Below are 11,241 nucleotides of genomic sequence, written 5' to 3'. Positions count from 1 at the left end.
AGTCGGGGATCTTGAAGTTCCCGGGACAGGACAGCCGGCGGTTGGAACACTTCGGGTGGTTCGGTAGGCGTCCTGTCTTCCTGAGGTGGTCCGTGTCTGTTCGTCCCCGGTTTGGTGCGGTAGTGCCGGAGCTCACCGCCCGGATAGCGCGGGCCAGTAACCCCAGCGGTACGACTGCGATGTGGGTACGTGATCACCTTGACGGGCTCTGGGACGACACGGACTTCGTCTCCTGGTATCCGCGCGACGGCCGCCCCGGACTCTCTCCTGCGCAACTCGCCACGGTCTGTGTGCTGCAGTTCCTGCTCAACCTCTCCGACCGGCAGGCGGCCGAGGCGGTGCGATGCAGCATCGACTTCAAGTACGCCCTGGCCCTGGAGCTGGACGACCCGGGATTCCATCACAGTGAACATCTTCCGCACTCTGAAGGCGATCTTGCGGGACGCCTATGGCAAGGGAGCCATGGCGGACGATCCGTTGAAGGGGGTCCAGGAGCCGGAGTACGTCCGCCGGAAGGTGGTCATCCCACCCCTCGCCTACGTGAAGAAGGCGCTGGCTGCCGCTGACGAGTATCTCGCGCTTGAGATCGTCATGATGGTGGGCTGCGGCTTGCGAAACGGGGAAGCCCGGGCGGTGAACGTCAACAACGTTGTGGCGGATGACGTCTACCGGGTGCATGAGCAGATCCACTCCAACACGCACAAGCCGGCGAAGCTGAAGCACCGCAAGGCGGGGGAGTTCCGGGAGGTCCCCCTTCCGCGCTCGGTGCGGGAAGCGATGGAGCGGTACCAAGAGAAGCACGGAGCCACGAAGGATGGGTACCTGCTGCGCGGCCCGAGCGGCTACTACACGGAGCCGATGGAACGCATGGATGGGGCACAAGTCCATTGAGGAGACGTATCGGACCTACCGGCACCTGATGCCGGGCAGCATCGCCAAGGCCGCCCGCATCCTGGATGCCGGTCTGTGGGAAGCCGCCTGATTGGACTATGGCTGACAGTAGGTTCTTCGTCTGCTGGTGGTACACCTGCCCACACGACTCTGACCGGCACGAACAGGCGGTTGATATTTCAGACTCAAGGCAACTGGCCGCGTACCCTGAATCTTGGTCCTGGGGCACCCTCAATGAGCTCCGCTAGGCACCACACGCACCATCAGCCAGCTTGTCTGTGCTGATGAAGGGGCAGGTTCATCGAGCCGCGGCGAGCAGTAGCTGGTGCCTGGCGAGGGCCGTAGCGCGAAGGAGAGCACGGAACTCGTCGGTCACCGTCCCACGGGTCTTCAGGGCATGGCAGTTCGGGCACAGAGCGATCATGGCCTTGGGAAGGTCCGCGCCCCCTTGGTGTGATCGTCTATGTGATCCACTTCCAACAGGTAGGAGCCATTGCGGCTGAATGCCGAGGTGTAGCGGGGATCAGGGCAGCGGGGCCTCATCTGCCCGTCCCGAGGAGACGACGACCATGACGACCACTGTGCTCGCAACCAACACTGCGGCTGGGCCGCTCGGCACTCGGCGGGCCCGCGAGAATGCGTAGCCGACCTGCGCTGGCTCGTGTCGGCTTTGACGCCTCGGCCTGGTACCTACCTCACGGCTGGCCCCGAGGAGTCGCGCGCTTGGACCATCAAGCAGGGTGCCACCGCCCCGGAGGCCGCCGGCGTCATCCACGCTGACTTCCAGAACGGCTTCGTCAAAGCGGACGTTCGACGACCTGGTCAATGCTGGGTTGTCGCGGCCCAGGATTATGAGGCCCTCGAAAGCAGAGGCATCCCGTCTACGGCTTGGGTGCAGGTTGCTCCCCCGAGCCCCGGACGATCAGCCGGGTGGGAACGGTGATGGTGTGAGCCCGGGAGCGGTCGCCGTCGAGGCGGGCCAGGGCGGTGGCCGCGGCGGTGCGGCCGAGTTCTTCGGGGTCCTGGGCGACGACGGTAAGGGCCGGTTCGAGTGCCTCGGCGAGTGATACGTCGTCGAAGGCGACGACTGCTACGTCCTTGCGCTTGCTGCGGGCGAGTTCGGCGACGATGCCGAGCGCCATGATGTTGTTTCCGGCGAACAGGGCGGTGGGGGGATCGGCCAGTTCGAGGAGTTGGGCGGTCGCGGCCTCGGCGCCTGGCTGGTCGTGGCTGTTGGCGACGAGCGCGCGGTCGTAGGGGAGGCCAGCTTCTCGCAGGGCCGCGCGGTATCCGGCGAGGCGTTCGCGGCGGGTGTACAGCTTGACGGGCAGGTCGCCGACGAATCCGATGCGGCGGTGCCCGTGGGCGATGAGGTGGGCGACGCCTTCTTGGGCTCCGGCACGGTTGGAGCTGACGATGCTGTCCGTGGGCAGGCCGACTCCCGGGCGGTCGAGGAAGGCGATGGGAAGCCCCGCCGTGCGGTGGGACTTGAGGTGGGAGTGGTCGGCGTCGAAGGACGGCACGACGATGAGGATGCTGACGCGACGGGCGAGGAACTTGTCCGTCAGGGCGCGTTCGCGGTCGGGGTCGTCCGCGGACGACCCCATGAGGAGAGTCAGTCCGCGTTCGCGGACCGTGTCCTCGATGGCGCGGGCCACGGCGCCGAAGAAGGGGTTGGCGAGGTCGGGGATGACCAGTCCGATGGTGGTGTCCGGACCGCCGACGCGGATGTTGCGGGCCATGAGGTTCGGCTGGAAGCCCAGCTTGGCCACCGCGGCGAGTACCTGTTCCCGCGTCTGCGCCGAGACGGGTCCGTCCTCGTTGAGGACACGGGAGACTGTCTTGGCGCTGACGCCGACTTCTCGTGCGACATCGGCAAGGGTGGGGCGGCGGCTCGCTGCCATGGAGGAAACCGTCTCCTGAGTGCTCTCGGGTTCCGGCCGCGGCCTCGGCCGGAACATGCGAGAGCGGGGTTGAGCTGTCAGGTGGCCTGGACTCCGGCGGCTTTCGCTGCCGCGGAATCCGCTACAACAGTATCTCCGGCCGCGTCGACGGTGAGGGCGCCGGTCATGATGGCGACGACCTCTGCCATGGAGCAGTCGGAGGGCTTGATCACGGCGGCGCGCCGGCCCAGCCGGTGGACGTGGATCCGGTCGGCGATCTCGAAGACATGGGGCATGTTGTGGCTGATCAGGACGACCGGCATGCCCTTGTCGCGGACGCGGCGGATGAGGTCGAGGACCTGTCCGGACTCCTTGACGCCGAGGGCGGCGGTGGGTTCATCCATGACGACGACGCTGCGGGCCCAGGCGACGGCGCGGGCGACCGCGACGGCCTGCCGCTGTCCGCCGGAGAGCGTTTCGACCGCCTGGGTCAGCGAGCGCAGGCCGATCTTCAGGTCGGCCATGTGCTCGGCGGCCTCCTGGCGCATGCGCTTCTTGTCGAGCATGCGGAAGGCACTGCCGAGGATGCCCGGGCGGCGCAGCTCGCGGCCCAGGAACATGTTCGAGGCGATGTCCATGGAAGCTGCCACGGCGAGGTCCTGATAGACCGTCTCGATGCCGTGAGCGCGTGCGCTCCGGGGGCCGGAGAACTGGATCGGCTTGCCATTGAGGCGGATCTCGCCCTCGTCCGGTACCACCGCGCCGGTGAGGGCCTTGATGAGGCTGGTCTTGCCGGCGCCGTTGTCACCGATGACGGCGAGGACCTCGCCGGGCAGCAGGTCGAAGTCGGCGCCGTCGATGGCGGTGACGTGACCGTAGCGCTTGACCAGACCGCGGGCCTGCAGGACAGGAGTGGGGGAGGAGGTGGCGCTCATCAACGGGCCTTCTTCCGGGAGATCTGGTCGACGGTCACCGCGAGGATCACCAGGATTCCGGTGATGAGGGTCTGGTAGATGGAGGCGACGCCCATCAGCTGCAGGCCGTTGCGGAAGACTCCGACGATGAGGACGCCGATGAACGTGCCCAGGACCGATCCGCGTCCGCCGAAGAGGCTGGTGCCGCCGAGGACCACGGCGGTGATGCTGTCCAGGTTGTCGGTCTGCCCGGCCTGCGGGTCGCCGACGCCGGTGCGGGAGATGAGCAGCAGGGCGGCGATGCCGTAGAGGATGCCGGCCACGGTGTAGACGCCGATGGTCAGCCGGGAAGTGCGGATGCCGTTCAGCCGGGCCGCTTCCGGGCTGTTACCCAGGGCGTAGACGTGCCGGCCCCAGCCGGTGCTGCTCAACGCGTAGGCGAGGAGGAGGAACAGGGCGATGGTGACCAGCGAGCCGTAGGTGATGTCGGTCTTGCCGAGCGGGAAGGTCTGCCCGAGAGCCGTCAGCGGGCCGGGCAGGTTGGTGACCGTCTGTTCCTCGGAATAGATGTGCGTCAGCGCGAACGCCACGTTGAGCATGCCCAGGGTGACGATGAACGGCGGCAGCGGGATCTTCTGCACCAACGCCCCGTTGAGCATGCCGAAGCCGCCGCAGACGACAAGGCCCAGCGCGATCGCGGCGAGCGGGGGCAGGGAGCCCTCGGCGGCCATCTTGGCGATCACGATGCTGCCGAACGCCATCACCGCTCCGCACGACAGGTCGATGCCCGCCGTGAGGATGATCAGGGTCTGGCCGATGGCGAGGGTGCCGACGACCATGACCTGCTGCACGATCAGCGAGAAGTTCCCGCCGGTGAGGAACTGGTCGCTCGAGACGGAGAAGAAGACACAGGCCAGGAGGAGGGCGACCAGAGGTCCGGTGGTCGGTTGCGTGAGCAGTCTGCGGACCGTGGTGGGCGCTTTGAGCTCCGCGTACGGCGCGGACGTGGACGGTGGCGTGGACGTGGCGGTCATGCGAGGTCCTTGTCGGAAGACACAAGTCCTTGTCAGGACTGGTCAGTCGTTGTCGGACGGCAGGAGGACGAGGGGGCGGCCGTCCCCGGTCGGGGAGGAGGGGCCGGCCGCCCCGCTGAGGGGTGTCGAACGGCGGCAGCTGGGGGCGGCGGCTCAGCCCCAGCAGTTCTCCAGGCCGTAGGCGGTGTCCTTGGACGTGACGCCGTCCTGCGCCTTGTCGGTGATCAGAGTGACGCCGGTGTCGGTGTAACCCGACGCCTTCTTGCCGTCCTTGGCGTAGGTCACGACGGCCTTGACGCCCTCGGCGGCCATCTTGAGCGGGTACTGCTGCGAGGTCGCGGCGATCTTGCCGTCCTTGACCGCCTGGGTGCCCGTGCAGCCGCCGTCGACGGAGACGATCAGCACGTCCTTCTCCCGGCCCTTGGCCTTCAGCGCGGTGTACGCGCCCAGCGCGGCCGGTTCGTTGATCGTGTAGACGACGTTGATGCCGGGTTCCTTCTGGAGGCAGTTCTCCATCGCGGTCTGGCCCTTGGACTGGTCGCCGCCGGTGTCCTGAGCACAGGCGACGTCCTTGTCGGTGGCGCCGAAGCCCTTGAGGAATCCGCTGTGCCGCTGGACGCCGACGGAGACGCCCGGCGCGAGGTCGAGGGCGGCTATCTTCGCGGTCTTGCCCTTCATCGCGGCCTTGGCGTACTCGCCGATCAGCTCGCCGGCCTTGAGGTTGTCGGTGGCGAAAAGAGCGTCGACGGCGCTCTGCGGCTCGGTCGGGGTGTCGAGTGCGATGACCAGGACGCCCTTGGCGCGGGCCTTCTCGAGCGCGGGCACGATCGCCTTCGAGTCACTGGGGGTGATCAGAATGCCCTTGACGCCGGAGGCGACCATGTTCTCGATGGCGGTGACCTGACCGGCGTTGTCTCCGTCGAACTTGCCGGCCGCGGTCATGAGCTTGACGCCTTCGGCCTTCGCGGTCTTTTCCGCGCCTTCCTTCATCTTGACGAAGAACGGGTTGGTGTCGGTCTTGGTGATGAGGCCGACCTTGACCTCGCCCGAGCCGGTGCTCGCGCTGCCCGATCCGGATCCGGATCCACAGGCGGTCAGGGCGAGCGCTGCGACACCCGTGCACGCAGCGGCTCTGAGCAAGGAGGAGGGCAGACGAGAGACGTGTGACATGAACGACTCCAGCGGGATGTCGGGCGGGTGGCCGGCAGCGGGGCATGCCGTCCCGCGATGTCAACGATGACCTATGTCATCGTTGACACTGCTTGACGAGGATGATGGACTCCGTTCCCCGGCAACGTCAATGCCTTGCACTCGTCACAAATCGGCAACGCCCCTCGGCGGTCGCCCGCCCGAGGCCCTTCGCCGGCAAGCCCGGGTTATGCCCGTTTCCGCTCCGCGCGTTCCAAGAAGGCGCGTTCCAAGAGGAGAGCAGCCCATGAGCCCGCGCCAGATCACCGTCCTGGGAGAGTGCGTCGCTGACGCGTTCACCGAACCCGCGCGTGCCCGGAACGAACTTGCCCTGCGCGTGCTGCCGGGCGGCGGACCCGCCAACACGGCGGTGGCCTTGGCCAGGCTCGACACTCCGGCCCGCTTCCTCGCACGGCTGTCCGGTGACGTGTTCGGCCGCCTCTTCCGGGCCCACCTCGCGGCATCGGGCGTGGACCTCTCGCACGCCGTCGAGGCCGCCGAGCCCAGCACGCTCGCCGTGGCCGAGCTGGACGCCCATGGGCAGGCCACGTTCTCCTTCCACGCCCAGGCCACCGCCGACTGGCAGTGGACCAGCGCGGAACTGGCCGCGGTGGACCTGACCGACACCACTTGCGTCCACACCGGGTCACTGGCCCTGGTCAAGGAACCCGGGGCAGGCGTGGTGGAGGACTTCCTGGCAGCGGCCGCCCCCCGGGCCACCATCAGCATCGACCCCAACGTCCGCCCCCTCCTGGTACGTCCCGAGGTCTACCGTGCCCGGCTGGCGCACTGGTGCGGCCTCGCCGATGTGCTGCGGCTGAGCGAGGACGACCTGGAACTCCTCCTGCCCGGAACACCGCCAGAGCAGGCGTGCGACACCTGGCATGCGGCGGGCGCGCGGCTCGTCGTGATCACACGCGGCGCCGACGGCGCGCTGGCCTCACTCGACGGGGAACGGGTGCAGGTGCCGGCGGTGGCGACACCGGTCGTCGACACGGTCGGTGCGGGGGACTCCTTCACCGCCGGACTGCTGCACCACCTCGGCACCCGCGGACTCCTCGGCGGCAGGCTGACGGACCTGCGTCTCGACGATGTCGAGGCAGCCTGCCTGTTCGCCACACACGTCGCGGCCCTGACCTGCTCCGTCGCCGGCCCGAACCCGCCGTGGCACGACCAGTTGGCGCCGTTCCCGACGGACAAGGCCGTCGTCCGGCACCTCGACTCCACCCACTGAAAGGACAGGAAACCATGACGAAAACCCTGCTCGCCGAGTTCACCGCCCGAGAGGGAGCGGAGGACGAGGTCGCTCGCCTGATCCGGGACTACGCCCTGAAAGTGCGCGAAGAGGAAGGCAACCTGGCCTTCGACGTCTACACCAAGGCGGCCGACCCGCGCGCCTACTGGATCTTCGAGGTCTACCGGGACGAGGACGCCTTCAAGGCACACCTGAACGCCCCGTACGGCGCCCCGTTCAACGCCGCCCTCACCCCACTGATCGAGGAGGACGCCTCTGTACTGACGTTCCTTGAGGAGATCGACCGCACATAAATCCACTCGCCCGCCCACGTGATCACCGCTAACGCGCGCGAGGTGATGACGGCCGACGATGTGTTGTCCATCCTTGCAGTGCTGCGGAACGCGGACGTCGACATCTGGATCGGCGGCGGCTGGGGCATCGACGCCCTGGTCGGCGAGCAAACCCGCCTGCACCGCGACCTGGACCTGATGCACCGAGAGGACCAGGAAGCGGACGTCGTGGCGGCTCTCGCGCACGCTGGGTTCGTCGAGACCCTCGACTGGCGCCCCGTACGGTTCGTCGTCACCGATCCTCATGACCGGGAGATCGATCTTCACCCTCTGGTCTTTGCCGCGGACGGATCCGCCGTGCAGGCGTCACCCGACGTCGAGCACCCGTTCGCCTATCCCGCCTCGTGTTTCGTCACTGGCACGATCCTCGGGGCCACCGTCCCGTGCCTGTCGCCCGAGCAGCAGGTCTACTTCCACCAGGGCCATGAACCCGCTGATCACGACCGTCACGACATGGCCCGGCTCCGGCGGACCTTCGGGATCACCACCCACTTCTGAGCCCGCGCGCCGGAAGCCGCTCCTGGCCGCCCGGCGCACGGGCCCCGGCTCGTCACCGCCAGATGGACCCCAGCTGCCACGCCCGCATGTGGTCGAGGGTGGCGGTGCCGCCCTCGGCGAAGACCTCGACGCCGGTGCTGGAGGGGTCGGGGAAGATCTGGTCGGTGATCACTGCCTCGCCGTTGCCGCCGAAGACCTCGACGGACGACCAGTCGACCAGGATCCGCAGCTTGACCTTGCCGTTCTTGGCCTTCAGCGGTGCGGTCTGGACACCGGGGAAGGTGCTGCTGAAGTCCCCGGCTCCGGAGCGGGTGCGGTCGACGTACAACTCCTGCGTCGTGGTGTCGTAACCGATGACGGTCTCCTCGCCGCCCGCGCCGGTGCGCACCTTCAGGCCGAAGCGGTCGGCGTCCTTGAGGGAGAAGGTCGCCTCGATGTCGAGTGCCTTGCCCTTGGCCGTGGGGCCGATCAGGGGCCTGGAGGTGCTCTTGACGGTGATGTCGGACGCCGTCGCCGGGCGCTTCCCCCGGAGGGACTCCAGGCTGCCCACCGGCTTGCTGGTCAGCCGGATGCGGCCGTCGACGGTGCGCAGGGCCATCTCCCGCGGAACGCTCTGCGCGCCGCGCCAGGGGGAGGTGGGGAGGGACTGGCCGTAGTCCCAGTTGTTCATCCAGCCGATCATGTAGCGCTTGCCGCCCGGCGCGTTCTCCCAGGACACCGCCGCGTAGTAGTCCTTGCCGTAGTCGGCCCAGTCGGCGCGCTGTACGACGGACTTGGCGGGCTTGTCAGCGGCGGTGAACTGGTCGGCCATGACGTGGCCCCAGCCGGCGGTGTTCATGTCGATGACCTGGATCTGCGCCTTCTTGCCGGCGTACGGGCGCATGTCGAAGGAGGCCCAGTCCAAGGTCTCGCTGTCGGCGCCGGTCGCGCTGCGGACGACCTGGCCGTCGACGAGCAGGTTGATGGACGTCTCCTGGGAGACGCGCTGAGCCTGGGTGTCGGACAGCATGATGTGGTCGACGTTGACGTGTCCCCAGCCGCCGGTGTTGTCGTCGACGATCCTGATCCGCGCCTGCTTGCCGGCGAGCTCGCTGACGTCCCAGGAGGCCCAGTTGAGTGCCTCGGCGTCCTTTCCGGTGGCGCTGCGGACGACCTGGCCGTCCACGAGGAGCTCGACGGCGGTCGGATTGTCGGAGCGGGCCGGATGATTGCCGCCGCCGATGAGGAAGTTGATGCGCTTCTTGTCGATGGTGAACTCGGGTGACGTGAGGGTGCCGGTGGTGGAGTCGCCGTTCCGGAAGGTGTTGACCAGCCCGTCTCCCAGGAAGCCGGATACCTGTCCCTGGTCGGGGAGGGTGCCGGTGGCCGGTGCCGTGCCGAAAGCGTCCCCGGTCGCCGTCCAGTCGCCGTACGTTCCGCCTTCGAAGTCGGCGAGGACCGTGCCCTCGGGTGGAGTGCTGTCCATGACGGTCCCGGCCTCGTGCGGATGCCGCCCGCCACCGATCTTGAAGTTCAGGTAGGGGCTGTCGACGGTGAAGGAGGGGGAGCTGAGGATGCCGGTGGCGCCGTCACCGCCGTGGAAGCTGTTGGCGAGGCCCTTGCCGTCGAAACCGTCGACGGTCCCCTGCCAGTCCACCGCACCGGCTGCCGGTCCCTGGCCGAACGCGGTGCCCGTGCTCGCCCACGTACCGAAGCCGGTGCCCTCGAAGTCCTGGACAACCTTCCCGGTGGGCGGGGTGTAGATGCCTTTGTCGTCCGCGGTGAACTTCTTGCCGTCGAAGTCGCCGATGAAGTACTGGGCGGCCGAACCTCCCGCGACACCACCGGGGTTGATGTTGACGACCAGGACCCACTTGATGTTCTTCTTGTCCCCGTCCACGGCGAGGGGGAACAGGTCGGGGCACTCCCACACGCCGCCCGTCGCACCGGCCGGTCCGAACTCGCTCTGCAGTTCCCAGTCCTTGAGGTTCTTCGACGTGTAGAACTGCACCTTGTGCTCGGCGGACAGCGACACCGTCATCAGCCAGCTCTTGGTCGGCGCGTACCACTGGACCTTGGGATCGCGGAAGTTGTTGGAGCCGATGTCGATCACGGGATTGCCCTGGTACTTGGTCCAGGTGCGACCGCGGTCGGTGCTGTAGGCGAGCGACTGGGCCTGCTTGCCGCCGTTCTTGTAGGCGCTGGTGTAGATCGCCACCATGGGCGGGTTCTTCTTCGTGCCGAAGCCGGTGGTGTTGTTCCAGTCGACGACCGCGCTGCCGGAGAACACCATCTCCTCGTCGTCGTGCGACAGGGCGAGCGGCAACTCCTCCCAGTGCACGAGGTCCTTGCTCACCGCGTGCCCCCAGGACATGTCGCCCCAGGTGTTGCCGTTCGGGTTGTACTGGTAGAAGAGGTGGTACTCGCCCTTGTAGTAGACGAGCCCGTTGGGGTCATTCATCCAGTTCTTCTGCGGAGTGAAGTGGAACTGGGGTCTGTAGGTCTCGGTGTAGGTCGGGGTGTCGGCGGCGACGGTCTGGGGGGCCAGCGGGGCTGCGGACAGGGCGCAGACGGTCGCGACCGCCGCCATCATCCGTATGCGGGCATGCCGGGATACGCGTGCAGAGCTCATGGTGTCTCCTAGTCCCGAGGCCGTCCACGCAGCGGTGACTGCGGCTTCTGCGCGACGGACCGAAAAGTGCACCCCAGGCCGATGCCGGCTTCCGTGCCGTCGACCGAGGGTGTCATCGTTGACTTGTGTCATCGATGACAGCGAGTGCCCGATTATGAAGCCCAATCCGGCCTCCGCGTCAACGGTCCGGGCGCAATTGCTCCGGCATGACCGGCAGTTCATCGGCTGTCGTCGGTGGTCGCAAACCGCGCCGACCCGTTGGCAGTGGCGGTCTCGGGTTCGGTAACCGCCCAGGCCGGAGGGGTGGGGTGGGGGCCGCCCGGCAAGCTTCGGCCTCATCGTCGACGCCGAGACGGGCCGGTGAACGAGTTGTTTCCGGCCTGTTGACCGGTCGGGCCTTTCGGTTCTTCACTGCCGGAACCGCTACCGAAACCGGTTCCGGAACCGATTCCGGTACCGGTTCCACGGGCCTCTGTACGATCGGCCCTTCGGTGCGGGAGGACATGGGAGTCACTATCGCCGACGTGGCCACGCGGGCCGGGGTCAGCAAGACGACGGTCTCGCGGGTGCTGAACGGCAAGGGCGAGATCAACGAGAACACCGTCTTGAAGGGCCTATGACGAAGCCGGCGTGAC

9 protein-coding genes and 3 pseudogenes are annotated in these 11,241 nt (G+C 67.6%); 7 read left to right on the top strand and 5 right to left on the bottom strand.

Going from position 1 to position 11,241, the window contains the following annotated elements; all coding sequences use genetic code 11:
* Positions 1 to 179: 179 nt before the first annotated feature.
* The 3 genes and pseudogenes from AOK11_RS44495 to AOK11_RS46640 form a co-directional block, all read left to right on the top strand.
* Positions 180 to 347: pseudogene (locus AOK11_RS44495) on the top strand (transposase); the annotation flags it as partial.
* Between the two features lie 58 nt (positions 348 to 405).
* On the top strand, positions 406 to 891 hold the full coding sequence (locus tag AOK11_RS42680; RefSeq protein ID WP_055592306.1) for a site-specific integrase: 486 nt from the start codon (positions 406 to 408) through the stop codon (positions 889 to 891).
* Positions 892 to 1,545: 654 nt separating this feature from the next.
* Positions 1,546 to 1,702: pseudogene (locus tag AOK11_RS46640) on the top strand (DUF933 domain-containing protein); the annotation flags it as partial.
* Positions 1,703 to 1,772: 70 nt separating this feature from the next.
* On the opposite strand, the gene AOK11_RS04450 reads toward AOK11_RS46640, so the two are convergent.
* The 4 genes from AOK11_RS04450 to AOK11_RS04435 form a co-directional block, all read right to left on the bottom strand.
* A complete protein-coding gene (locus AOK11_RS04450; RefSeq protein ID WP_055592305.1) occupies positions 1,773 to 2,795 on the bottom strand; it encodes a LacI family DNA-binding transcriptional regulator in 1,023 nt (340 codons plus the stop codon).
* 77 nt (positions 2,796 to 2,872) lie between these two features.
* Positions 2,873 to 3,709, bottom strand: coding sequence for an ATP-binding cassette domain-containing protein (locus tag AOK11_RS04445; protein ID WP_055592304.1), 837 nt, complete (start codon positions 3,707 to 3,709; stop codon positions 2,873 to 2,875).
* Positions 3,709 to 4,722 (bottom strand): ABC transporter permease, encoded by a 1,014-nt coding sequence (locus AOK11_RS04440; protein ID WP_055592303.1) that lies wholly within the window; start codon positions 4,720 to 4,722, stop codon positions 3,709 to 3,711. The genes AOK11_RS04445 and AOK11_RS04440 overlap by 1 nt, the downstream gene beginning before the upstream one ends.
* 153 nt (positions 4,723 to 4,875) lie before the next feature.
* Positions 4,876 to 5,892, bottom strand: coding sequence for a sugar ABC transporter substrate-binding protein (locus tag AOK11_RS04435; RefSeq protein ID WP_055592302.1), 1,017 nt, complete (start codon positions 5,890 to 5,892; stop codon positions 4,876 to 4,878).
* Between the two features lie 265 nt (positions 5,893 to 6,157).
* Between AOK11_RS04435 and AOK11_RS04430 the strand changes: the two genes are divergently transcribed.
* The 3 genes from AOK11_RS04430 to AOK11_RS04420 are packed head-to-tail and all read left to right on the top strand — an operon-like array spanning position 6,158 to position 7,995.
* Entirely contained in the window at positions 6,158 to 7,144 is a 987-nt protein-coding gene (locus AOK11_RS04430; RefSeq protein ID WP_055592301.1) for a carbohydrate kinase family protein, read from the top strand.
* A 14-nt stretch (positions 7,145 to 7,158) separates the two neighbouring features.
* Positions 7,159 to 7,458 (top strand): putative quinol monooxygenase, encoded by a 300-nt coding sequence (locus AOK11_RS04425; RefSeq protein ID WP_055592300.1) that lies wholly within the window; start codon positions 7,159 to 7,161, stop codon positions 7,456 to 7,458.
* 45 nt (positions 7,459 to 7,503) lie between these two features.
* Positions 7,504 to 7,995, top strand: a complete 492-nt coding sequence (locus AOK11_RS04420; protein WP_206188776.1) for a nucleotidyltransferase domain-containing protein — start codon at positions 7,504 to 7,506, stop codon at positions 7,993 to 7,995.
* Positions 7,996 to 8,047: 52 nt separating this feature from the next.
* Here the strand turns inward: AOK11_RS04420 and AOK11_RS04415 are convergent, their stop codons facing one another.
* Complete coding sequence (locus tag AOK11_RS04415) at positions 8,048 to 10,606, bottom strand: GH32 C-terminal domain-containing protein (RefSeq protein WP_055592299.1); 2,559 nt, start codon at positions 10,604 to 10,606, stop codon at positions 8,048 to 8,050.
* A 503-nt stretch (positions 10,607 to 11,109) separates the two neighbouring features.
* Between AOK11_RS04415 and AOK11_RS39125 the strand changes: the two are divergent.
* Positions 11,110 to 11,217 (top strand): annotated as a pseudogene (locus AOK11_RS39125) (LacI family DNA-binding transcriptional regulator); the annotation flags it as partial.
* Positions 11,218 to 11,241 lie beyond the last annotated feature (24 nt).

Origin of the sequence: Streptomyces hirsutus (assembly GCF_001418415.1) — a bacterium.
GTDB lineage: Bacteria > Actinomycetota > Actinomycetes > Streptomycetales > Streptomycetaceae > Streptomyces > Streptomyces hirsutus.
Note: the sequence above shows the minus strand (reverse complement) of the source record. Positions and strands in the feature narration are given on the sequence as shown.

Bases quoted from the DNA above. Each gene is read 5' to 3' on its own strand.
- AOK11_RS04435 (WP_055592302.1), bottom strand. From the start codon at position 5,892: ATGTCACACGTCTCTCGTCTGCCCTCCTCCTTGCTCAGAGCCGCTGCG.
- AOK11_RS04425 (WP_055592300.1), top strand. From the start codon at position 7,159: ATGACGAAAACCCTGCTCGCCGAGTTCACCGCCCGAGAGGGAGCGGAG.
- AOK11_RS04420 (WP_206188776.1), top strand. From the start codon at position 7,504: ATGACGGCCGACGATGTGTTGTCCATCCTTGCAGTGCTGCGGAACGCG.
- AOK11_RS04440 (WP_055592303.1), bottom strand. From the start codon at position 4,722: ATGACCGCCACGTCCACGCCACCGTCCACGTCCGCGCCGTACGCGGAG.
- AOK11_RS04430 (WP_055592301.1), top strand. From the start codon at position 6,158: ATGAGCCCGCGCCAGATCACCGTCCTGGGAGAGTGCGTCGCTGACGCG.
- AOK11_RS04450 (WP_055592305.1), bottom strand. From the start codon at position 2,795: ATGGCAGCGAGCCGCCGCCCCACCCTTGCCGATGTCGCACGAGAAGTC.
- AOK11_RS04415 (WP_055592299.1), bottom strand. From the start codon at position 10,606: ATGAGCTCTGCACGCGTATCCCGGCATGCCCGCATACGGATGATGGCG.
- AOK11_RS04445 (WP_055592304.1), bottom strand. From the start codon at position 3,709: ATGAGCGCCACCTCCTCCCCCACTCCTGTCCTGCAGGCCCGCGGTCTG.